General features: G+C 61.0%; 24 protein-coding genes and 2 pseudogenes. 19 read left to right on the forward strand and 7 right to left on the reverse strand.

Features of this window, described 5'->3' with window-relative positions:
* Positions 1 to 318: 318 nt before the first annotated feature.
* Positions 319 to 993: a Crp/Fnr family transcriptional regulator gene (locus tag F758_RS0140265; protein WP_024513109.1), complete on the reverse strand. Its 675-nt coding sequence runs from the start codon at positions 991 to 993 to the stop codon at positions 319 to 321.
* 344 nt (positions 994 to 1,337) lie between these two features.
* On the opposite strand from F758_RS0140265, the gene F758_RS0140270 reads away from it, so the two are divergent.
* The 11 genes from F758_RS0140270 (at position 1,338) to F758_RS0140320 (ending at position 11,781) form a co-directional block, all read left to right on the forward strand.
* On the forward strand, positions 1,338 to 2,165 hold the full coding sequence (locus F758_RS0140270) for an ABC transporter ATP-binding protein (protein WP_024513110.1): 828 nt from the start codon (positions 1,338 to 1,340) through the stop codon (positions 2,163 to 2,165).
* Positions 2,162 to 4,093, forward strand: a complete 1,932-nt coding sequence (locus F758_RS0140275; RefSeq protein WP_024513111.1) for a long-chain fatty acid--CoA ligase — start codon at positions 2,162 to 2,164, stop codon at positions 4,091 to 4,093. The genes F758_RS0140270 and F758_RS0140275 overlap by 4 nt, the downstream gene beginning before the upstream one ends.
* 256 nt (positions 4,094 to 4,349) lie before the next feature.
* On the forward strand, positions 4,350 to 5,243 hold the full coding sequence (locus tag F758_RS0140280; protein WP_024513112.1) for a branched-chain amino acid ABC transporter permease: 894 nt from the start codon (positions 4,350 to 4,352) through the stop codon (positions 5,241 to 5,243).
* 2 nt (positions 5,244 to 5,245) lie between these two features.
* Positions 5,246 to 6,319, forward strand: coding sequence for a branched-chain amino acid ABC transporter permease (locus F758_RS0140285; RefSeq protein WP_024513113.1), 1,074 nt, complete (start codon positions 5,246 to 5,248; stop codon positions 6,317 to 6,319).
* 52 nt (positions 6,320 to 6,371) lie between these two features.
* Positions 6,372 to 7,652 (forward strand): ABC transporter substrate-binding protein, encoded by a 1,281-nt coding sequence (locus F758_RS0140290; RefSeq protein ID WP_024513114.1) that lies wholly within the window; start codon positions 6,372 to 6,374, stop codon positions 7,650 to 7,652.
* Between the two features lie 154 nt (positions 7,653 to 7,806).
* Positions 7,807 to 8,646, forward strand: a complete 840-nt coding sequence (locus F758_RS0140295) for an ABC transporter ATP-binding protein (RefSeq protein ID WP_024513115.1) — start codon at positions 7,807 to 7,809, stop codon at positions 8,644 to 8,646.
* 246 nt (positions 8,647 to 8,892) lie between these two features.
* Entirely contained in the window at positions 8,893 to 10,116 is a 1,224-nt protein-coding gene (locus F758_RS0140300; protein WP_024513116.1) for a phenylacetate--CoA ligase family protein, read from the forward strand.
* Positions 10,117 to 10,124: 8 nt separating this feature from the next.
* Positions 10,125 to 10,247, forward strand: coding sequence for a hypothetical protein (locus F758_RS52925; protein WP_283805909.1), 123 nt, complete (start codon positions 10,125 to 10,127; stop codon positions 10,245 to 10,247).
* A 52-nt stretch (positions 10,248 to 10,299) separates the two neighbouring features.
* On the forward strand, positions 10,300 to 10,521 hold the full coding sequence (locus F758_RS0140310) for a hypothetical protein (RefSeq protein ID WP_024513117.1): 222 nt from the start codon (positions 10,300 to 10,302) through the stop codon (positions 10,519 to 10,521).
* A 13-nt stretch (positions 10,522 to 10,534) separates the two neighbouring features.
* Positions 10,535 to 10,957: a hypothetical protein gene (locus F758_RS0140315; protein ID WP_051387190.1), complete on the forward strand. Its 423-nt coding sequence runs from the start codon at positions 10,535 to 10,537 to the stop codon at positions 10,955 to 10,957.
* Between the two features lie 551 nt (positions 10,958 to 11,508).
* Positions 11,509 to 11,781, forward strand: coding sequence for a hypothetical protein (locus F758_RS0140320; RefSeq protein ID WP_024513119.1), 273 nt, complete (start codon positions 11,509 to 11,511; stop codon positions 11,779 to 11,781).
* A 39-nt stretch (positions 11,782 to 11,820) separates the two neighbouring features.
* Here the strand turns inward: F758_RS0140320 and F758_RS48865 are convergent, their stop codons facing one another.
* Positions 11,821 to 12,123, reverse strand: a complete 303-nt coding sequence (locus F758_RS48865) for a hypothetical protein (protein WP_084306075.1) — start codon at positions 12,121 to 12,123, stop codon at positions 11,821 to 11,823.
* A 1,137-nt stretch (positions 12,124 to 13,260) separates the two neighbouring features.
* Between F758_RS48865 and F758_RS50445 the strand changes: the two genes are divergently transcribed.
* From F758_RS50445 to F758_RS0140340, 3 genes are all read left to right on the forward strand, one after another.
* Positions 13,261 to 13,491 carry a hypothetical protein gene (locus tag F758_RS50445; protein ID WP_157450421.1) on the forward strand — a complete coding sequence of 77 codons (231 nt, stop codon included), beginning with the start codon at positions 13,261 to 13,263 and terminating at the stop codon, positions 13,489 to 13,491.
* 282 nt (positions 13,492 to 13,773) lie between these two features.
* Entirely contained in the window at positions 13,774 to 14,148 is a 375-nt protein-coding gene (locus F758_RS45815; RefSeq protein WP_051387191.1) for a hypothetical protein, read from the forward strand.
* 103 nt (positions 14,149 to 14,251) lie between these two features.
* On the forward strand, positions 14,252 to 14,440 hold the full coding sequence (locus F758_RS0140340; protein ID WP_024513121.1) for an MJ0042-type zinc finger domain-containing protein: 189 nt from the start codon (positions 14,252 to 14,254) through the stop codon (positions 14,438 to 14,440).
* Positions 14,441 to 14,849: 409 nt separating this feature from the next.
* Here F758_RS0140340 and F758_RS0140345 read toward each other — a convergent pair whose 3' ends face one another.
* From F758_RS0140345 to F758_RS48875, 3 genes are read right to left on the reverse strand one after another with little or no spacing between them, the layout of a single operon-like run.
* Positions 14,850 to 17,114 carry a 2OG-Fe(II) oxygenase gene (locus F758_RS0140345; protein WP_024513122.1) on the reverse strand — a complete coding sequence of 755 codons (2,265 nt, stop codon included), beginning with the start codon at positions 17,112 to 17,114 and terminating at the stop codon, positions 14,850 to 14,852.
* A 55-nt stretch (positions 17,115 to 17,169) separates the two neighbouring features.
* Positions 17,170 to 17,595 (reverse strand): type II toxin-antitoxin system VapC family toxin, encoded by a 426-nt coding sequence (locus F758_RS0140350; protein WP_024513123.1) that lies wholly within the window; start codon positions 17,593 to 17,595, stop codon positions 17,170 to 17,172.
* Positions 17,583 to 17,840 (reverse strand): type II toxin-antitoxin system Phd/YefM family antitoxin, encoded by a 258-nt coding sequence (locus F758_RS48875; protein ID WP_084306079.1) that lies wholly within the window; start codon positions 17,838 to 17,840, stop codon positions 17,583 to 17,585. Before F758_RS48875 ends, F758_RS0140350 begins: the two co-directional genes overlap by 13 nt.
* Before the next feature lie 235 nt (positions 17,841 to 18,075).
* Between F758_RS48875 and F758_RS0140355 the strand changes: the two genes are divergently transcribed.
* The 4 genes and pseudogenes from F758_RS0140355 (at position 18,076) to F758_RS0140370 (ending at position 20,577) form a co-directional block, all read left to right on the forward strand.
* A complete protein-coding gene (locus tag F758_RS0140355) occupies positions 18,076 to 18,300 on the forward strand; it encodes a hypothetical protein (protein ID WP_024513124.1) in 225 nt (74 codons plus the stop codon).
* Positions 18,301 to 18,846: 546 nt separating this feature from the next.
* Positions 18,847 to 19,194, forward strand: a pseudogene (locus F758_RS0140360) (SOS response-associated peptidase family protein); the annotation flags it as partial.
* A gap of 297 nt (positions 19,195 to 19,491) precedes the next feature.
* Positions 19,492 to 20,154, forward strand: coding sequence for a hypothetical protein (locus tag F758_RS46935; protein ID WP_157450423.1), 663 nt, complete (start codon positions 19,492 to 19,494; stop codon positions 20,152 to 20,154).
* A 183-nt stretch (positions 20,155 to 20,337) separates the two neighbouring features.
* Complete coding sequence (locus tag F758_RS0140370; protein WP_024513127.1) at positions 20,338 to 20,577, forward strand: hypothetical protein; 240 nt, start codon at positions 20,338 to 20,340, stop codon at positions 20,575 to 20,577.
* A gap of 184 nt (positions 20,578 to 20,761) precedes the next feature.
* On the opposite strand, the gene F758_RS0140375 is transcribed toward F758_RS0140370, so the two are convergent.
* Together F758_RS0140375 and F758_RS0140380 are read right to left on the reverse strand one after the other, a co-directional pair.
* The gene (locus tag F758_RS0140375; protein ID WP_024513128.1) at positions 20,762 to 20,995 is read right to left on the reverse strand and encodes a hypothetical protein; all 234 of its coding nucleotides are present in this window, start codon (positions 20,993 to 20,995) and stop codon (positions 20,762 to 20,764) included.
* Between the two features lie 2 nt (positions 20,996 to 20,997).
* The gene (locus F758_RS0140380; RefSeq protein WP_024513129.1) at positions 20,998 to 21,186 is read right to left on the reverse strand and encodes a DUF3606 domain-containing protein; all 189 of its coding nucleotides are present in this window, start codon (positions 21,184 to 21,186) and stop codon (positions 20,998 to 21,000) included.
* 67 nt (positions 21,187 to 21,253) lie between these two features.
* On the opposite strand from F758_RS0140380, the pseudogene F758_RS45825 reads away from it, so the two are divergent.
* Positions 21,254 to 21,866, forward strand: a pseudogene (locus F758_RS45825) (ATP-dependent DNA ligase).
* The last annotated feature ends 424 nt before the right edge of the window (positions 21,867 to 22,290 follow it).

Below are 22,290 nucleotides of genomic sequence, written 5' to 3' on the forward strand. Positions count from 1 at the left end.
TCCGCCGAAAGACGCCGCAGCAGTGCCGAGCCAACCATCCCGCGATGGCCGGCCACGAAAACCGTCTTGCCTTTCAGCTCAAAGGGCGTGTTCAACTCGCGGGCCTGCATCCTTTTCTCCAGTTGAGCCACGGCAGTGCCGCCCTTAGCACCAGCCTTGCGCGGTGTCTAACACCAAGTCGATTCAAATAGGGCGGTTACGCCGTGGAATTTGCTCCAGTTTTGAGCAAGAGCCCGATCGCGGCAAACGCCAGGGATTTGCGTACAAATCAGGCCCAGACAACATGGCGGAACGCGATGACGATTCGACGAAGTCGCTCTAATCACCATAGCTGCGCAGCCGCTCCAGATCGACAATGGTGACCCCGCCATATTCGAGCCGCAGCAGCCCTTCCCGCTCCAGCCGCTTCAAGCATTGATTGGCATTTTGCCGCGAGATGCCTGACAGCGCGCCGATTTCCTCCTGGGTGATCTCCAGGTGCCGGTTCAGATCGGGGTAGAGGATCGGGTTGAACAGCGAGGCGATCGCGCGCGCAAGCCGTGCCGTGGCGTCCAGTGTCCGGCCGTATTCCACCAGGCCGATGAACTGCCCAAGCCGTTCATTGAGCTGGGTGACCAGAAACCGGTTGAAGGCGGCGCTGTTCTCGTAGAGCCAGAAAAACGTGGTGCGGTCCATCAGCGCCAGCCGCGTCTCGCGCAGCGCCACGACGTCATAGCGCCGCGCCTCCTTCTTGAGCACGCTCCCCTCGCCGAACCAGGCCCCTGCTGTCAGACCAGCCAGCGATGTCGCCTTGCCGCCGCGCGACACCATGCCCATGCTGACCAGTCCAAACACCACGCCAGTCCAATAATCGAATTGGTCGCCGCGGACGAAGATCGCTTCACCCGCGCGATAGGACTTCTCGACAATGCCAGTACGCGCAACCTCGATCTCGCGCACGTTGAGCTCGCGCGACCAGAGCGCGATCCGCCGCAAATGCTCTTCAGTGATCATGCCTCACTCGACCGGATTTCCAACTCTGCGCGCCGGCATGTTGCGTCGCAGCAATACCGGTGCTTTGGCCCCTTGCATTGGTCCGCCCCCACCGCGTCTTCGCGAATTTGCCTGCCAATTGTCGGACATAAGACATTTCAAAATACCGCTTTACCCTATTGAGAGCCATCGCGGTACGCGCCCCTGCGGGGCTCGAGATTTGCGCGTAAACTGCCCCGGCCTGAAGCGGCAAAAGTTCAATAGTCGCATGGCTTGGGTTGGGTGGCCGATATAGGATCACCCTGAGGGATCGAAACCAAGGATAGAGAGCGCTGCCTAGGCGCCAAATCCGGGAGGAGTTTTTGGTGGACTATATTCTCGAAGCGCGTGGCGTATCCTTGCGATTCGGCGGCGTCCGCGCGCTGACTGACGTCAATTTCGGCGTCAAGGACGGCGAGCTGTTCTCCATCATCGGCCCCAATGGCGCCGGCAAGACCTCGATGGTCAACTGCATCTCCGGCCGCTACCGGCCGAGCGAAGGCAGCCTCGTCTACCGCGGGCGCGAGATCACCTTGCTCAATCCCAACGCCCGCTCCTCGCTCGGCATCGGCCGCACCTTCCAGAATCTGGCGCTGTTCCACCATATGAGCGTGCTCGACAACATCATGGTCGGGCGCCATCACCTGCTGAAGAACAATTTTCTGACGGGCTCGCTGTACTGGTTCACCGGCGCGCGGCGCGAGGAGCTGGAGCACCGCCACAAGGTCGAGGAGATCGTCGACTTCCTCGACCTGCAAACGGTGCGCAAGGCGACCGCCGGCACCCTCTCCTACGGTCTGCGCAAGCGCGTCGAACTCGCTCGCGCCATGGCGCTGGAGCCGAAACTGATCCTGCTCGATGAGCCGATGGCCGGCATGAACTTCGAGGAAAGGGAGGACATGGCGCGCTACATCGTCGATCTCAACGAAGAGTTCGGCATGACGGTGGTCATGATCGAGCACGACATGGGCGTGGTGATGGACATCTCCCATCGCGTCATGGTGCTGGATTTCGGCCGCAAGATCGCGGAAGGCGACCCGGCGGCGGTGCTCGCCGATCCCCATGTCAAGCGCGCCTATCTCGGCGAAGAGGACGAAGTGCTGGTCGATCCCGACGAACAGCCCGCTCCGATGCCTGCGGAGAGTGTGGCATGATGGACTATGCAGGACGCGTCACGCAGGCTGACACTTATCCTAAGTTGTTGCGCCTCAATGCGCGCGAACATGGCAACGAGATCGCTCTGCGGGAAAAGGATTTTGGGCTGTGGCGTTTGTTCACCTGGAGCGATTATCAAACACGCGTGCATGATTTTGCGCTGGGCCTGTTGGAACTCGGCATCAAGCGCGACGACGTCGTCGGCATCATCGGCGACAACCGTCCCGACTGGGTCGCGGCGGAAATCGCGAGCCATGCGCTGGGCGCTTTGAGCCTCGGGCTTTATCGCGACGTTCTAGATGAAGAGGCGGCTTATCTCCTCAACCATGGCGAAGCAAAGCTCGTCTTCGCCGAGGACGAGGAGCAGGTCGACAAGCTGCTCGGTCTTGCGGACCGCGTGCCGAAATTGAAGCACATCGTCTATTCCGATCCGCGCGGCATGCGCAAATATGACGACCCGCGCCTGATGCAGGCCGACAGACTCGCCGCCATGGGCCGCGAGCGTGCGGCACGCGAGCCAGACCTTTATGACCGCCTGGTCGACGCGACCAAGGGCGAGGATGTCGCGATCCTCTGCACCACCTCGGGAACCACCTCGCATCCCAAGCTTGCCATGCTCGCGGCAGGACGCGTGCTGCGGCATTGCGCGACTTATCTTGCCTTCGATCCCAAGGGACCGGAGGACGAATATGTTTCGGTGCTGCCGCTCCCCTGGATCATGGAGCAGGTCTATGTACTCGGCAAAGGCCTGTTGTGCCGGATGAAGGTCAACTTCGTCGAAGAGCCCGACACCATGATGAACGATTTCCGCGAGATCGCGCCGACCTTCGTGCTGTTCGCGCCGCGCGTCTGGGAGCAGATCGCCGCCGACGTGCGCGCCCGCGTCATGGACGCCTCGCCGCTCAAGCAGCGCCTCTATGACCTCGGCATGAGGGCCGGACTTGCGGCAATCGAGCAAGGCAAGCGCTCCGCCTTCGCCGACGTGCTGCTGTTTCGTGCGCTGCGCGACCGCCTCGGCTTCACGCGGCTACGCTCGGCTGCGACCGGCGGCGCCGCGCTTGGGCCCGACACGTTTAAGTTTTTTCAGGCGATGGGCGTCCCCTTGCGTACGCTCTACGGCCAGACCGAGCTGCTGGGTGCCTACACGCTGCACCGAAGTGGCCAGGTCGATCCTGACACCACCGGCATCGCCATGGCCGAGGACATCGAAATCCGCATCGAGCAGCCGGACATGCACGGCGTCGGCGAGATCGTGGTGCGGCATCCCAACATGTTCTTAGGGTACTACAAGAATCCGCAAGCCTCCGTTGCCGACATGCGGGACGGCTGGCTGCATTCCGGTGATGCCGGCTATTTCAACGACAACAAGCAGCTCGTCGTCATCGACCGCATCAAGGATCTCGCCGAGACCTCGCGCGGCGAGCGCTTCTCGCCGCAATATATCGAGAACAAGCTGAAATTCTCGACCTACATCGCCGAAGCCGTGGTGTTGGGCGCGGGGCGCGACCATCTCGCAGCCATGATCTGCATCCGCTATTCCATCATCTCGAAATGGGCGGAGAAGAATCGCATTTCCTTCACCACCTACACCGACCTTTCCTCCCGCCCCGAGGTTTATGCTCTGTTGCAGAAGGAGGTAGAAGCGGTCAACGCCACGCTGCCGCCGGCTCAGCGTATCGCGAAATTCCTGCTGCTCTATAAGGAACTGGATGCCGACGACGGCGAACTAACCCGCACCCGAAAGGTGCGTCGCGGCGTGATCAACGACAAATACGCCGGCATCATCGACGCCATCTACCGCGGAGATAACCACATCCCCGTCGACACGATCATCCGTTTCCAGGACGGCACCACCCAGCGTGTCCGCACCACGCTTCGCGTGGTCGATCTGGCGGCGCAGTCACATTTCGCGGAGGCCGCGGAGTGAGTCTTCAGCACCAACTCCAGCAACAGACGGCATGGCCGGACTTGTCCCGGCCAACCACGCCTTCGATCCGCTCGCGTGGGGAGAGGTGGATGCCCGGGACAGCCCCGGGCATGACAATGGAGAGAGAATCGCGCTCCTGCCGCATGGAAGCTCCCCCTCACCCTGATTGCTTCGCTATCCGGCCTGTCCCCGCATCCGCCTTCGCTAAAGCTTCGGCGGACAGAAGCGGGGCGATATTACCATCGGTTAGCTGCCCATGAACACCGCCTTCCTCATCCAGCTTCTCGTCAACGGCCTTGTCGTCGGCACCCTCTACGGCGTGGTCGCGATGTCATTCGTGCTGATCTACAAGGCCACCCAAGTCGTGAACTTCGCGCAAGGCGAGTTGCTCCTGATCGGCGCCTGGGTGTGCTGGGCGCTCCTGACCAAATTCCAGGTGCCGTTCTGGTTTGGCATGCCGTTGACCCTCGTCTTCATGTTCGTCTTCGGAATCGCCATTCAGGTCGTGATCTTGCGGCCGATGATCGGCGAGCCGATCATTTCGGTGATCATGGTCACGATCGGTCTTTCGACCGTGTTCCAGGCCGCCCTGAAATGGATTTTTGGCGTCAACCCTCAGCCCTTCCCGCGTGTGTTCCAAAGCCAGTCGGTCAATTTGTGGAGCTTACAGATCCAGACCGTTTACCTGATGAGCCTCGTTGTTTCGCTGACGATGATGGTCGGCATGGCCTGGTTCTTCCGTGCCTCGAAATATGGCCTGGCGATGCGCGCCACCGCATTCAACCAGCAGGTGGCGCAGTCGCTCGGCATTTCCGTGAAAAGCGTCTTTGCCATGGCCTGGGCGATCTCGGCGACGGTGTCGGCGGTCGCGGGCGTTGTCGTTGCCATCGTCAACGGCGTCTCGTCCGGCCTGTCCGCCTACGGCATCAAAGTCTTTCCGGCGGCGATCCTCGGCGGGCTCGACTCCATCGGTGGCGCCGTGCTCGGCGGCATCATCATCGGGTTGTTGGAAAACATCGCCCAATATGTCGACAGCCAATATTTGCACTGGGGCAATCTCTATGAGATCGCGCCGTTCTACGTGCTGATCATCATTCTCATGATCAAGCCGTACGGACTGTTCGGCACCAAGGACATTGAGCGCATCTGATCATGGCGAGCTCCACCCTCATCCCCGCCGGCGATTTCCGCACCTCCTATGCGGCCGACACCACGATCTTCCCGACCAAAGCGAGCCGCAATTTTGCGATCGCGGGCGTGGTGTTGCTCTGTTTCGCGCCGCAGCTCTTCAGCGCCTATTGGCTCTCCATCTGCATCCAGATCGGGATCTTTGGCATTGCCGCGCTGGGCCTGAACATCCTGGTTGGTTTCACCGGGCAGATCTCGATCGGACACGCGGCGTTCTTTCTCCTTGGAGCCTTCACCTCGGCCTACATCTCCAACAACTCGCCGATCCCGGTGTTCTTTGCGATACCGCTCGCGGGGCTCGTGACCGCGCTGGTCGGCCTCATCTTCGGCATTCCCGCCGCGCGGCTGAAGGGTCTCTATCTCGTGATCGCGACGCTCGCGGCCCAATACATCCTGCTTGACTTCTTCTCGCGCGCGGAATGGTTTTCCGGCGGCTCGGTGCCGGCCAGCGCCAATCCGTTCTCGATCTTCGGTTACACAATGCAGGGCGACCGGCAATATTTCTATGTCGTGCTCGCCTATCTGCTCTTAAGCTACGTGCTCGTCACCAACTTAATGCGCACGCGCGATGGCCGCGCGCTGGTGGCGATCCGCGACCATTATCTCTCCGCCGAGATCATGGGCATCAACCTGACCAAATACCGTACGCTCTCGTTCGGGCTCGCCGCCTTCTTCGCCGGCATTGCGGGTGCGCTCTACGCACATTACCAGCTCGTCATCTCCCAAGAAGGCTTCGGCATCGAGCGCTCGATCCTGTTTCTCGCGATGATCATCATCGGCGGCACCGGCTCGATTATGGGCACGCTGATGGGCACCGCATTCGTGGTCCTGCTGCCGGAATCAATGGAATGGCTCAGCCTGCATTTGAAAGGCAGCGCGATCGACCACGCGCTCTCGCTCAACAACAACATCACTTTCCTGCGCGAGATCGCGATCGGGCTGATCATTATCGCCTTCCTGGTGTTCGAGCCGGACGGGCTCGCGCATCGCTGGCGGCAGATCAAGATGTATTGGAAGCTCTACCCGTTTTCGCACTGAGGCCGACCCCAATATTCTAACAGGCTCAACAAAAAACCGGAGGAAAACACCCATGACGATCAAATCTCTTTTGAGCACGGTTTCGCTAGCGCTTTTGCTCGGCACGGCTTCGGCCGGCGCGCAGCAGATTTCGATCGGACATCTGGAGGATCTGTCGGGCGGCACGTCCGATGTCGGCACGCCTTACGGCCAGGCCGTCGCCGACACGTTTGCCTGGATCAACAAGAAGGGGGGCATCGGCGGCAAGCAGGTCAGTGTCGACAGCAACGATTACGGCTACCAGGTGCCGCGCGCGATTGCGCTGTATAAGAAATGGTCGGCGCCCGGCAACAAGGTCGCGGCGATCATGGGCTGGGGCACGGCGGACACCGAGGCGCTGACCGGCTTTCTCGCGCAGGACAAGATCCCCGATATGTCCGGCTCCTACGCCGCCGCGCTGACCGACCCCGAAGGCACCAGTGGGAAAGCCAAGCCTGCGCCTTACAACTTCTTCTACGGCCCGACCTACTCCGACGCTCTTCGCGCGATGTTGATGTGGGCGGCCGAGGATTGGAAGGCCAAGGGCAAGCCGGGCAAACCGAAGTTCGTGCATATGGGTGCGAACCATCCCTATCCCAACGCACCGAAAGCCGCCGGCGAGGCACTTGCAACCGAGCTCGGCTTTGAAGTGCTGCCGCCGCTGATGTTTGCGCTCGCGCCCGGTGATTACAGCGCGCAATGCCTCAGCTTAAAGAGTTCCGGCGCCAACTACGCCTATCTCGGCAACACCGCGGCCTCCAACATTTCCGTGATGAAGGCCTGCAAGGCGGCCGGCGTCGACGTGCAATTCTTAGGTAATGTCTGGGGTATGGATGAGAACGGCGCCAAGACGGCGGGCGATGCCGCCGACGGCATCGTCTTTCCATTGCGCACATCGGTCGCCTGGGGCGGCGATGCGCCCGGCATGAAGACAGTGATGGAAATCTCGAAAATGTCCGATCCCACCGGCAAGGTCTATCGGCCCGTGCATTACATCGCCGCCGTCTGCTCGGCGATGTACATGAAAGAAGCGCTGGATTGGGCCGCCAAGAATGGCGGGCCCACCGGCGAGAATGTCGCCGAGGGCTTTTACCAGAAGAAGGATTGGGTCCCCGCCGGCCTGGAAGGCGTCTGCAATCCCTCGACCTGGACCGATAAGGACCACCGCGGCACGATGAAGGTGGATCTGTATCGCGCCAAGGTGTCGGGTTCGACCGATGGCGACCTCAACAACCTCATGGCCAAGGGGACGATCAAGCTCGAGAGGGTGAAGACCATCGAGCTGCCGCGCAAGCCGGAATGGTTCGGGTGGTGAGTTCGGGTTTGCGCCCGAGGATCCCGAGCACTCAGTGGTCATCCCCCACGAAAGCGGGGGATCCAGTACGCCGCGGCTCCTCAGTGAAGTACTGGCGTCTCTGGAATACTGGGTTCCCCGCATTCGCGGGGAACGACAGCAAGAGGCAGTCGCTATGATCGAACCCCTCGATATCGCTCCCTTGACCGCGACATCCACGACCCTTTCCCCCCTCCTCGCCGTACGCAATATCGAGGTCGTCTACGATGACGTCATCCTGGTGCTGCGCGGCCTCAGCCTCGAGGTGCCAAAGGGTGCGATCGTGGCGCTGCTTGGGGCGAATGGCGCCGGCAAATCGACCGCGCTGAAAGCGATCTCCGGCCTCCTCAAGACCGAGGACGGCGAAGTGACGCGCGGCGAGATCGTCTTCGACAGCGAGCGCATCGACGGCATCGATCCCGACAAGATCGTCCGCCGCGGCATCTTTCAGGTGATGGAGGGTCGCCGCATCGTCGCCGACATGACCTCGTTGGAAAACCTGAAACTCGGCGCCTTTACACGCAGAGATCGCGAGGTCGATGCCGATATCGAAATGGTCTTCAGCTATTTCCCGCGTCTGAAAGAGCGCACCGGTCTTGCCGGCTACCTCTCCGGCGGCGAGCAGCAAATGCTCGCGATCGGCCGCGCGCTGATGGCGCGTCCAAAGATGATCCTGATGGACGAGCCCTCCATGGGCCTGTCGCCGCTGCTGGTGAAGGAGGTGTTTGCCATCATCAAGCAGATCAACCGGGATCTCGGCGTTACTATTTTGCTCGTCGAGCAGAATGCGCGCGCCGCACTGTCGGTCGCAAGCCACGGCTACATCATGGAGCAAGGCAAGGTCGTGCTCGACGGCACCGCCGACGCGCTGCGAAATAATGAGGATGTCAAGGAGTTCTACCTCGGCGGCGCCGGCGACCAACGCAAGAGTTTCAAGAACCTGAAGAGCTTCAAAAGGCGCAAGCGGTGGCTGTGAGTGATCTTCTTCTCCCTCTCCCCGCTCTTCGCGGGGCCGCGAGGAGCGAAGCGCGCTCTGTGAGGGTCGGGGTGAGGGGCTCCATCCACGAGCACAGCTCGTGGAGAGTCCCCTCACCCGGATCGCATCTTTCGATGCGACATAGCCGACGCTGCGCCTCGGCGTTCTTCTTTTAAGGACGGCCGCCAAAGGCGGCCTATGCCTCTCCGCGCAAGCGCGGCGAGGTAAGGACACGAGGCCAGAACTATGACGGACCACTACGACTCCCGTGAAACCCGCGATCCCGCCGACCGCGAGGCCGAGCTGTTTGCGCGGCTGCCCGCTATTCTGCGCAAGGCGATGGAAGCGCCCGCCTATACCGAGCGCCTGCGCGGCATCGATCCTGCCGCGATCACCAGCCGCGCCGCCCTAGCGCAACTGCCTATGCTGCGCAAATCCGAACTGCCCGCCTTGCACAAGGCCGCCCCGCCCTTCGGCGGCTTCGTCGCGACGCCGCTCGGTTCGTTCGCACGCCTCTTCACCTCGCCGGGTCCCATCTTCGAACCCGAAACCGCGCATGCCGATCCCTGGCGCGGCGCGCGGGCGCTGTTCGCTGCTGGCTTCCGGCCTGGCGACGTCGTGCTCAACACCTTCAGCTATCATCTGACGCCCGGCGGCTTCATATTCGATGCCAGCGCGCGTGCGCTGGGCTGCGCGGTCATTCCGGCCGGCCCCGGCAATACCGAGACGCAATTCGAGCTGATCGAGGCTTATCGCCCGACCGGCTATAGCGGTACGCCGGATTTCCTAAAGATCCTGATTGATGCGGCAACCGCCGCGGGCCGCCACGTCTCCTCGATCAAGCGGGCGCTGGTCTCGGGCGCGGCGTTTCCGCCCTCGCTGCAGAAGGAGATCAAGTCGCACAGCATCGACGCCTACCAGGCCTTCGGCACCGCCGACCTTGGCATGATCGCCTTCGAGACGCCGGCGCACGACGGCATGGTGGTCAACGAGGATATCATCCTGGAGATCGTGAAGCCCGGCACCGGCGAGCCGGTTGCGCCTGGTGATGTCGGCGAGATCGTCGTCACCTCGCTCGCTGCGGATCATCCCTGGATCAGGCTTGCGCTTGGCGACCTCACCGCCAGCCTGCCCGGCATCAGCCCGTGCGGCCGCACCAACATGCGCATCAAGGGCTGGATGGGCCGCGCCGACCAGACCACGAAGGTCAAGGGTATGTTCGTGCGGCCCGAACAGATCGCCGAGATCGCAAAACGCCATTCGGCGCTCGGGCGCTTGCGCCTGGTCGTCACACGCTCGGGTGAGACCGACGTGATGACCTTAAGGGCGGAATGCGCGTCGCCGAGCGGGAGCTTGCAGAGCGAGCTTGCGGTCACCTTGCGTGCCCTGACGAAACTCGGCGGTGTGGTGGAGTTGGTCGCCGTCGGCTCATTGCCCAATGACGGCAAGCTGATCGCGGACGAGAGATAGACCACTCCGTGAGCGACGAAGACACGCTTCGCCCGCGCGGAGCGAAGTCTGATGCCGAGGTGGTGCTCGCACAAGTGATTGCGGCCACGCCCTGGACCGAACACAAAGCCGGTAATTCCGTCTTTTTTTGAAACTCCGCGACTTCGGCGGGATTGTTCTTGGCAGCAACCCAGGAGGACAATCATGGCAATCCAGATTGTGATGGACCGCTCGGGTGACACCCGCCACCGCTTCGACCCGAACGACGCACGGGAACTGGCGAAGGCGGAGCAGCGCTTCTACGAGCTGACAAAGGTCGGCTTCACCGCCGCTGTGCGGACCGGTGCGGGCGAGGTCTCGCAGATCCGATCCTTTGATCCGCACGCGGAAGAAACCGTATTCCTCCCGAGGTTGGTCGGCGGATAACGGCCCTGCCGCCATGCCGCGCTCTACGCCGCCTCGCACAGGAGAACGTTCGCGCGTGAGAGCCACAAGGGCTCTCTTCATCAAACACGGCGCCGAAAGGACCCCGGAAGGCCGATCCCTGCTGCTTCTCCGGGAGTGGCTGTCGCCAGCCCAGCGGGCGCAGTTTGGGAAAAAGGGATATTTCGAGGTCATCGGCGGCGAAACCGGCAAGCGGTACAGGATCTATCCGGGCGCCATATCGAACGTGTGCGAGATCGACGAAAAAGGCCGCCCGAAGCTCGGCCTGTGCTTCCGAACGCTTGGGGAACTGCCGATCGGAGACGTGATGCTAGCCCAAAAGATCGCGCTGGAAAGCTCCGAGAGCAGCACCCTCGCGGTGGCCAGACGATTCCTTCCGAACGGTTTCTGGTTCCGCGGAAGCAGGCTTCTTGGCTGAGCAGCCACAGCGGTTCGGCGAAATCTACCCGCCGCAACCGTGCTCACAGACCGGCGGATACGTGTCTCAAGGTCACCGCTGACCAAGATAGCGACAACGCCACGCTCACGCCGGACTGCACTTGGCCCTGCGGATCGCGACATTCCCGTCACCTTCACGGCCAGGCTGGCGGAGCAAAATCCGGCGATTATTCAACGATCTCAAGGGGCGTTTGGAAAAAAAGCCTGAAAACGTGCTCCCGCAATTCCAATAGGTTGGCGGCCGTTTCCAAATAAGGATCAGCCCTCGTTATCTGCTCACCCGCAGGGGGGGCGCGAAAAGCGCCGCCACGCCCAGTCGCTAGATGGTTGCTTGCCCGGTCATCGCACTCGGGTCGTCCCCGCTGTGGCCACCTGGTTGGATTCCTATCCGTTCACACGCTTTGTTGGCATGATCTTAGCGTCGATTACCGCAGAGTTGGCGAAGCCCTGCGTCTGAGGTTAGTTCCTATTCCCATAGGGCTCCTAGCGGTCCAGAATTGAGCTTGAGATTCGAGGCGGGCAGATCAAATCATGAGCAGCCCAAACTATTCCTCCGCAGCCATCCGTGAGGCCTGGGAAAAGGTAGGGAAGCAGCGCTGGGATGGGCGGACCCACGGCCGAGGCCTGCGCCTACTGATCGTCGACGCACTTGCTGCTCAGGATACTTTGATACTGGACAGGTTGAAGTCGCCAGGCCGGACCTTCGAATTTTGGCGAGACCAGAACCAGATCCGCGGACGTTTTGTTGGTGTCGGCAAGGGCGTTGTGGTCGCCAAGCTCACTGGAGATGGTCTTCCTGAATAGAAAAACCTGCCGGGCACCTCCGCATCTGCTGCAACCAACCTAATAATAACCCGAGAGCCCGCATTCCGAAGGCTGAGCGCATCGCTCTATTCGCGCAATGCCGTAAACATCTACGGCGGCAACAGCCGCAAAGGTGGTGAGCAGAACTAAAGCAGCAAAATTGGCGACCATTCTTTTGCGAAAGTCGTCCGGACTCTCTCGGCGCATTTCGTATCGAGAGAGGTCAAACAGCCGACAAATGTCTTCATCCGAGCGAGCATTGTCCTTGCGATCGCGGCTCCCTATCAGTGTCCGCGGACGAAAGTTCAGAACCTTCGAACTGTCTTGCTGATCGGCTTTCATCCGAGGATCCCAGAAGTGGCTAGGGCAGCAACGTGAGCGGCAATCCCGCATCACGACGCCGAGCGAAACGCGTCCGTCGCGTGGGCCATTAGAATGCCGATGCTCAGAATGATGAATGCCCCTGCAAGAGCCGAGGCCATGCGCCATCTCCTTCGCTCAGCCTCGTTAAAAAGATGAGCGCTTGCACAATCAAAGCGATTCACGAACCGAAAATGTTGAAACCGGGCGGGCTGATGAGTTCGAGCCACAGTAGCGCGCCTGCAACATCCGGAACGACCCCGCATAAAAGAAAACGGTCCCAGCGGCTGGCTTGGCAGATGTACGAGCTGGGACCGTTTTGCGGGCATACCAGGGGGAAGCGCTACCCGCTGCACCTCATGTGCGATCGGGCGACCTTGGCCCCAAGGTGCAGCCGCTTCACGATCTCTCAAATCGGCGAGATGATTGGCACACCCTCCTCCCACGCGAAGGCAAGAACGCCAGTAGTGAAAATCTCTAAGCAGATGAAGCGATCCGTAGGATCATTGAGGCAAAAGGCTTTGGACCTGAGAATTGGTCTTGGCGATCAGCGTTGATTATGGCTCACCGGTCCGGCGGCTTCTTTCGAGTAATAGAGACATGGTGGCGTGTGTAGTGGGGATGCGCCGTTGCGGCACTTGCAGAAGCATACAGTATTAGGGACAGGCCTATGCCTACCGCCAAAAGGGAACGCATGATATTTGCTCCATTCAACTTGTTTTGAGCGATCGTCGTCGATCTCCGTTTAGGCGAGACGCGAAGCGGCGCTCCGACGTTTCGCCTTGGTTCACGTTCTTACAAATCTGGCTGGCAGCGGCTTTTTTCCAACGAAATGATTAGATCGTTTTGATTGGCGGAAAGAGATTGAACAACGACAACTGCGCGTGCCTGCGGGACTTGCCGGCGTTTTCAAACTCGGCGAGCTCGAGGTGTCGGAAGATGATGCGTTCTACAGCTAGACGGCCGAGCGGGATCAGGCTGCTTTCGAGGCCATGCCGCATATCGGCGAGTTCGAGACGATCGAGCATATAAACGAAACTGGCTGGCGTTCAGGGTCTGATCTCAGGCGCGTACGTTCACTCCGCAATCGTTACTCGATGCAAACGAAGGAGTGTCCAAATGTTTGGTCTTTCAATTTTCGCCGCCGCAGCCGTTCCGTCAGTGCTGACGGCAACCCCGGTGGATTTAGCCAAAGAGCATCACCGCGTCCGTAAAGCGCCGCAGCACATCAACATTGTCATTCCGCGATGGTCCTATGCAGCACTTCGACCGCTGGTGCACCACGACGCGTCCCCCATCTACGACGATCCGTCCAAGTTTGGTGGTCCAACGGCATTGGCGGTACAGTGATAATCACGCCGCACGGCCCCTTCACACCGAGCCAGATCGGCGCGATCATGGGTAACATGCGCGCGCGGTATCTCACTGATAGTCGCCGGCCTCGCACTCGTCTGCGGCGCGTTCATCTTGTGGCCTCGGGCATCGCGGACAGAGGTGGAAGAAGAAACGGAAGCGTGGAAAAAGGAAAAGACCGAGACGAGCGGAATGGCCGACGTGCTGCAGCGCCTTAACGAGACCTCCGACGATGATCCTCTCAAATAAACGGCGCGCGGAAAGGAAGGCCTATGAGCGATGAAGTGCAGCTATATTTTCCGAGTTGAGGAGGGCGGCATGCTAAGGTCGATCCTTTGCTGTGTTTCGCTGCTTGCTTTTGCGGGCGCTGTTTTCGCGGCCGATTTCCAAGGCGTGCCAGAATATCGTACGAAACGATGGTGCAAGGAAGTGGCAAACGTGTCCGGCGATTCAAAGGTCATCTATGATGGCTGTGTACGGCACGAGCAGAGCGCCCGCGATGAACTGATGGGGAGTTGGTCGACGCTGCCGATCAAAACGCAAAGGTGGTGCGACGAGGTGGCAAAGGCGTCCGGGCCGGGCTCATATTCGCTGTTGAAGTATTGTGTGGGAGAGGAAACGGCTTCCCCTGAAGGCGCAACGGGCCACAAATGAAGTCCGGAGCGCGCTGGGTGGCTAGGCGGATGAGGAGCGCGCCGCCAAAGCGCGTGCGGACTGAACCGTTTTGCGCGACTCACTCGTCCCTCATCCTGAAGGAATGAAAAAGGGCTACGTCATCTGTCCAAACTGCCACGCCGGCTTTCGGCGCATCGAGCTTTCATCCCTGCGCGGTTCCGTCGGGGATTATCGTTGTCCGCTCTGCAAAGAGCTTCTTGAACGTTTCGATGGATCAAAACACATCGCGTACCGCCTCACCATAACGCCCGTCAAAGTCCGGGAATTTTAAATTGATTCCCGGAAACAAGAAAACCTCTTCCGTGTGAAGGATCGCTGGAACCAACAGTACGAGCTGAGCTACTGGAACGGCGCACGCATCAAGTTTACCTTGCAGTCACCTTCGTGGGCATTGTTGCACTCGTCTTCGCGTTGCTTATCGCCTTGGAAAGACTGATCAGTTGATTTCATTGCTCGGACATTGGAAAAATGCGCATCATCGCTCCTCGTCCGGATGCAGCCATCGATAGGGTGTGATCTCCCGCTCCTCAGGCGGCCGGATCATATGCACGGGCGGAGCGTATTTGCCCTTTCGGCAAGATCTGCACTTAAGCGACGCCTCCTAAACCAGCGAGGCGAACCCGGTTCTTACGGCTCATTGGGCACGCGAACTTGCTGTTCCGCGCGGTGCGAGGGCAGCGTCATTCGCCCAGCGCCGACATATGCTCCAGATCCAGACGGCGCTGCTTTGCGCGTCGTTCGTAGCTGGCCTGGTTCTTGGTGGCGACAAGTGTGTGGGGGCTGCCACGCCTTTCGGTTGTGAGGTCAAGGTCGCACGCCGCGCGCCGGACGCTTTCCTCGACATGGGTCCTCCGATCCTGAACCGCCTTCAGGCGCCATCGCTGTTGGTCCGGTGCAACCAGGAACGCACCCAGTCCGCGACAGTCGCCACATGTGCATGTAAGCGGGTTGGTCCTGGTCCAGTCCCGCGGCGCCTCGACCGGCAGCGCGATGCGTTTGCGCAGGTGGTCGAGAGACGCCTCGCGCAGCCGCGCCGTCGCCGGCCATGCTGTACTATCCGCCAGTTTGGCAAATGCACGCGCAGCGGGAACCAGCACGTCGTCCGGGGTGTATGCTTTCGGCCAGGCCAGCAGATGCTCGATCGCACGAGCCGCAAGCCCTGCGTCGATCCGGCACAGCGCCGTCAGAAGATCGACGACGAAGTCCGGTTTCACGCTCTCCGGCCGGGTCCAAGGCTCGACCTTCTGTCGCCTCGTAGGCGGGCCCGGCAAGGCCTCGATCAAGGCCGCGCCGATCTGCATGAGGTCACACATCATACCGGCCGGCGCTGCAACGCAGCGCAGCAACAAGTTTCCACAAGCGGTAAGATGGGCCGGAGCGTTACGGCTGACAATCCTGACCAGCAGCTCCGTTGCACGCGGGGCCGGAAGCAGGCCGGCAGCACGCATGATCGCTTCGTTGTCGGGCGCAGCGTAAACGCCTTCGGCAGAGACGCCGGCGAGAAACGCATCGATGCGCTCCACATTGCCGAGCCGGACTTGCGCATCGAGCATTCTGCCCACGTCTACATTGCCCTCCTCGCGCCACGCGTGGCGAGGCCAGGAGCGCAGCATGTGTCCCGACAGTTCGTCGGCCTCGCGCCACAACGGCGACTGGATCGCGGCCCTGCTCGCCTCCCAGCGCGCCGTCAGATTTTCAAGATACGGCAGCGTCGTGCGGAGGCCAGCCTGATTCAGCACGGCGAGCCTTCGCGCGGTCGGCCACAACACGAAGCCCGCTCGGCGATAGGTGCGCTCGAAGGACGCGCCTTCATTACCCGTCGCCTCGTGAAAATGCTGTTCGTCCGGCGTCAGATCCTCGAAAGCATCAGGCGGGCACAGTTCGTCCTCGTCGAATGGAAAATCGCTGAAGCGGGCCTCGCCGCCATCCGGACGCCGCCACTCCGATAGGATCAGGGCGCGGTCGATGACCTCGGTAACCTCGAACTCTTCGTCCTCCCCCTCTTCCTCGCCTCGACTCCAGCGGCGACGCCTGAAATAGCCCGTATGTTCGGCGCTGCCGCTCTCCTCGATCGACACGAGGGCGAGGTGGAGATCGCAATTTGCCTCCGCGGCGGCCTTGACCAGCACAGACGCCACGCCGGCATCGGCTCCCTTGAGCGCAGTGAACGACAGCTCTGCCGGCGTATAGGCGTGCTCCAATGGCAGGATCAGCTTGTCAGGTTCGTCCTCGGCGCTCGTCCAGCTCTGCAGCAAGTCCACCACCCTTCCGTGCTCTGCGCGATAGTCGGGCGCCTTCAGGGGCCGCGTTTTGTTGATGAAACGCAAATTGTAGACGAGCACCAGGCGACATCCCGTCTCAACAGGTCGCACTTCGTGCACGCAATCGGCATAGAAGGCCGCGAAGCCGATCTCCGAGGGCTCCTCCGGACGTAGGTCGAGCACCACCTCGCGGCCGAGATGCCTAATGACCAGTTCGCCGCCGCGATGGGTGGAAGGCAGCACGAGTACCATCGTCGCGAACATGCCGGGAACCTTCTCGGTATCGCGATGGTCGACGAAGAAACTGCCGATATCATAGACAAGGAGCTTGTAGAAATCGGCCGCGACCGGCTCGCTCACGCCGAGTCCGACTGCGACATCCGCGACCAGTCCGGCCAGAGTCTTGTCCCAGTGACGCCCTCCGATCCGGACATTGCCTGAATCGATCTGCCAGGTTCTCCGGACTTCACGATCGACCACCGTCTCCGCGCCGCGCCCATACGGGGCTGTCTCGGCGATCTTGACAAGCCGCTCGGCCTGCACGGGCAGGATCGGAAAGGCGATTCTGCCCACACCTTCGACATCGATCGTCGGCATCAGGATCTCCCGAGTCCCGCCGACGCAAAAGTCGCCCGAACGCTCGACGGAACGAAGGCTGTTGAGCAAGGCTGCACCGATCGACATGGCAAGTCCCAGCGAGTTGGTTTCGTGAATGATCGTTAGATGGACGTGCGATCCTTCAAGAAATGATACGCAGCGAACGCACGCGTGAGAAATCGCGGCCATGCGTCACCAGGGCGGCCGCGTTGATCGCCAACGCGCTCGCAGCTTGGATGGCGTCTGCCAACTTGAGGCGGAGCGACGCCCGCAGTCTCGCAGCGCTTTCGGCAATGCCGACGTCGAGCGCAATCGGTTGCCACGATTCGAGGATCGCGCGATAACGCCGCGCAAGCGCATCATCAGCCGCCTGCAAGGGCCCGGTGAGCACCTCCGCGATCGTGATGGTCGTTACGGCAAAGCGCAAGTGCCCCGCTCCGTGCGCCTCGAAGAGCGGTTTGAAGCGCGGCCCGAAATTGGGGTGGCCCTCGAGGAAATAGATGATGGGTGCCGAGTCGATGAGAACCAGCGCCCCCTCGGGCAGATCCGCAAGAGCTAGCGGCTCCATTCGTCGCGCAACTTCTGAAGCGGGCGGGTACTATTCCTTCCCCATAGCCCGCGACCGGATCCTGCGACGGGCATCAGCGGCTGTTGGCGAATCGAAGCGCCATACGCCTCGATTGGCACTAACGCTGCAACCGGACGGCCATGTCTGGTAATGATCGTCGAACGGCCCTTCTCGGCTGCCTCGAGCAGATCCGGGAGCTGATTGCGAGCTTCTTCGGCGCCTTTACGCACAACAAGGTCTGCCATAGTTTGCCTCCGGTGGAGACCGTACGGTACCGTACAGTTTTAGTCAATGGCATCCGCTCGCGGCGCCCCTCGGCTCCCCTGGCTTCGACGTCGAAGCTTTCACCTGGAGAATGGCTGCGGAAGCGCCGGCGCCATGGTGGAGTCCATGACGACAATCGAATCGGAGCGACCTCGGTCGTTGGCGGCCTAACACCGCACGGGTGCCACCGGTGCTTTTGCCGACAAGAACGCCGGCGTGGGCACAACCGTCAGTATCTGGGGCCTGACGCTTGGCGGCGCGGACGCCGGCAACTACGCCCTCACCGCCACGACCGCGACAACCAAGGCCGACATCGTCAAGGCTCCGATCACCGCGGTCACGGCCATCACGGCCGCGAACAAGACCTATGACCGCACGACAGACGTCACGCTCGATACGTCGGGTGCGAGGTCACCGGCACGATCTCGGGGGACAGCCTAACCATTACGAGCGCCACTGTGCTGGGACTCAATTAAGCGTCAAAAGACCCAATTAAGTGTCACGTTTCTTCGCGCCTCAGACCTCCCGCGACGCGCAAGAAATGCAACCTGAGATAGATTATTGGTCCAGAATGGCACAGATTCAGGTTTCTGAAGTTCAGCGCTAATTCGCGGCGATCTACCCTGTCGGCCACCGACTTGGGGCAATAGCGTCAACCCCGGCGCTACAAGCGGGCATGCTGACCCAAATCTATGAGATCTCGATCCCGGACGAAGCGCGGGCGGTCTCGGAAATCGGGATTGACCATGTGGGCGTGCTGGTCGGGGACGGCGAGTTCCCGCGCGAACAGTCCCTGGACCGGGCGGCGGAGATCGCGGCGGCAATATCGGCTCCGACGAGGCTTTCGGCGCTGTTTCTTACGGCCAGAACGGCGCTCATCGTCGAATGGGCGCAGGTGTCGAAACCACTTAGAGCAAATCTTGGTCAGCACCAGTTCAGATCACCGACATCGATTACAGCCCCGAAGATTTCTCAGTCGGGCACAAGAACGGACAAACGAAGAAAAAAGACGTCGTGTGGTTCGCGCTCAACGAGGACCGTCCCCTGTTCGCCTTCGCCGGCATCTGCACCACCTACAACGGCGACCGTGGCACCAAGTCGAAGCCGATCCCAGGGCCGCATCGGGTCTATGGCTTTTTGACGACGGCGCCGAACGCCGTCTTCGCGCCGATCCATCCGAAGGCGATGCCGGTCATCTTGACCACAGACGAGGAGCGCGAGGTTTGGATGCGGGGAACGTGGGATGAGGCGAAGGCGCGGCTGCGGCCCTTGCCCGACGATGCGCTCAGGATCGTGATGCGGGGTGCGGAGAAGGAAAGTAAACCCGCAGCTTAAACGACGCTTGCCGCTGATCGTCCTTCGCCGATCTGGCCAACCACTGCCCAAGCGTCAAGGTCGCGGGCGTGGTTAATTCTATCCCGAGACATCGCGCGCCGCTTCCTGATCTCCCTCCTCGTTCGGACTTGAACCATTCCTTAGCGCCAGAACAGCGCAAGCAGTACGATAACGGGGAGAGGGATACCCAACAGCCATAGCAGGACGCCCCTACCAAGTGTCATGGTCCGGTCCTCGATAGTTTTCCTGACAACTAAGCTGAGAACCCATTAGGAGTTCCTTGGGAGGAACGGAAGTTTGAGCCGCGCGTTGGGAACCAAACGTAAGTTCCGGATGGAGTTCGCCATGGCTACGCGCACTATCCCTACGGCCCTGTTTGGCTGGACTTGGTCGGCCGTACTGGCCGGCGTGTTTACTTCGTTGGTCGTCCAAATCTTGTTGACCATGTTGGGCTTGGGCGTCGGTCTGCTAGCGGTCGATATACCTACGGCTACCTCGGCGCCGGCCGGCGCCAGCTGGGCCGCATTCGTGTGGTGGGCCGTATCCGGGATCATCGCCGCATTCATTGGGGGCGCGGTTGCGGCAGCCAATTCACCCGACCAGACCGGCCTCGGTCGGGTCGGGCATGCATTGGCCGCTTGGTCGGTCGCGACCGTCGTCGTGGTGGCTGCGGCGGCGTTGTTGCCGGTTTCCGGCACCAGCATTGCTGGCAACTTGGTTGGCCCGTCATACGCAGCGAGCGCGCGCATCGCGTACTTCTCCAACAATGCGGGACGGGAAACCGTCGGCTCGACGGCCCGGTCTGCGACACCAGCGCAAATTGATGAAGCTCGCAAACACTTTGCATATGTGATGTTTGCTAGCTTCTGTGCGCTTCTCCTTGGTGCAGGAGCTGCCTACGCTGCCGGAATGGCTACGACCGGCCAAGCTGTCAAGGACACGGCGCGGCCGGTGACGTGACCGTCGGTCTAAAAAGGCAGTCCCCTGATCTCCCGCGCCGCAGCGAGGGATCAAGGCCCCGCTCGCCTCGCCGGCTCGATGCTCGGTCGCCGAAGAAATCGGGTGAGCGAAACCCGGTGTCGAGGTGGAACCGAAGGATACCCGTGACGTTCCCCCTCCGACAAAAGTTGGAGGAGCGAAAGCATGAAGAAATACCTGCTTGGTGCTGCACTGTTCGGTGCGGCTTGCGCGCCCGCATTCGCCGATGAGGTCGGTGTCCATGTCGGCCCTTCGGGGCCGGGAGTGACGGTCGGCGAAGATCACACGGACCGCACGACTGTCACCAAGGAGCGGGAGCCGCGAGAGGATCGGAAGACCGTAATCAAGAAAGAAGATGAGTTCGGTAACCGCGAGAAGACGGTGATCCATCACGATCATGATTGAGCAGCTGAAAGCCCCGGTCTCAGATCGGGGCTTTCGTTTGATCGCAAAGGAAACCGCCCTCACATGGGCTAAATGTGCGCCGGGCGTCCAAGCGTCTTGGTCTGTTATTCACATTGCCCGGCTCAGCTCCGAGCTGAGCTCAAACGCTTACGTTAAACAAAGCACGGAGGGCGAGAGGGAGGGCTTAACCGTTATCGATCTTGTCAATTGTGCTGATGATCTCCTCTCGATGCGCGCGCATCGTTCGTAGCGAGCGCTCGAAGCTCCTGAGCATCTCTTCTGCTGCCGACGTGTCGCGGCCATCACGCCGCAGCTCATCGAGATTGGCTATTTGCATCTTGATCGCAACTTCGGCCTCGGCGATGTACCGATCAACCTCTGAAAGACGCTCCAGCTCGCGCTGCCTGTCTGGCGCCATTGTCAGCGCGCCAATCGGCGCTCCACTTTCCTGCGGCTGCTGCCGACCTTCTTGACGGCCTTCTTCACCGCCGCTTTCGAACGATGGGTCTTCTTCGCCTCATATCGAACTTCGTAATCCTGCCCGCCCGCAACGCGAGCGCGATCCTGTTTGCGCCCGCGGACCGTGCGCTTCTTGGCCTTCTTCGCCATGTCTGTCCTCCTAGCCGAAGGAACAATGCATGGCTAGGCAGGCGGGTTCCGCCTCGCAAACGATGGCATGAACACCAATGTTGGCTCCGTGTTTAGGTCGTTTGAGTTTTGCCTTCCCACAAGAGCCGCGGCCGTCCCTTCCGGACCCGACTGGCTCCACGAAGTAAAGTACGACGGCTACCGCATCCGGTTGGAGCGGGACGGCGATCGCGTGCGCCTAATCACACGCGCCGGCCACAACTGGGCGGACCGATATCCTTGGATCGTGGCAGCCGCGCGCGAGGTTCGGCACAAGCGGTTTCGTTCTGGATGGCCAAGCCGTGGTGCTGGGCATTGACGGCGCCGCCGATTTCAACGCTCTGCACTCCCGCAAGCGCGACCACGAAGTCCATTTCTATGCATTCGACATTCTGGCGCTGGACGGCGACGACTCGCGAAAGATGCGCAAGACCAATCTCGCGCGCCTGTTGGCGCGGCGGCCAGACGGCATCTTCGTGGCGCCGTTCGAACGCGGTGAGATTGGACCGGAGCTTTTCCGGGCGGCCTGCCGCTCGGGATTGGAAGGCTTGGTTTCGAAGCGTCGCGATCGGCCGTATCAGGCCGGCCGGTCGAAGCATAGCGGAAAGGTGAAAAACCGGATGCATCCCGCGGTGGATCTAGTGCTGGACGATCTGCGATAATGGGGCCGCGCGCTTGATCAGACAAACGGGCGCTTGCTCCTATTATCAACGTACTGTCAGACCGGCCCAGCCTTGTCGGCTCGGTCGGATCGTGAAACCTGCACCTCTTGGATGGTCCCGCACCTGGGACAGCGCACCGTCCAGAACTCGGAGCCGGGTTGATTGCCTGGGAATACGTGTTGGATTTTCATGGTGGCTCCGCACCGAGCACAGCGCGGATGTTGTGTGACGCCAGTCGGCGCTCGGTGCGGAGAAAGTAACGTCTCAGACATGGCAAATGCCGGCGCGCGGTGCCACGGCCGTCGCCTTTGGCTATCCAACGCGAGCGCTTGTTTTTGAACAGCGGGCACTTCTGCCTTTGGCTATCCGCGACAGGCGCCGTTTTGCTAACGGCGGGCGACGGCCTTCTGGTTCTGACTACAAG

The sequence above is a fragment of the Bradyrhizobium sp. ARR65 genome, from assembly GCF_000472385.1.
GTDB lineage: Bacteria > Pseudomonadota > Alphaproteobacteria > Rhizobiales > Xanthobacteraceae > Bradyrhizobium.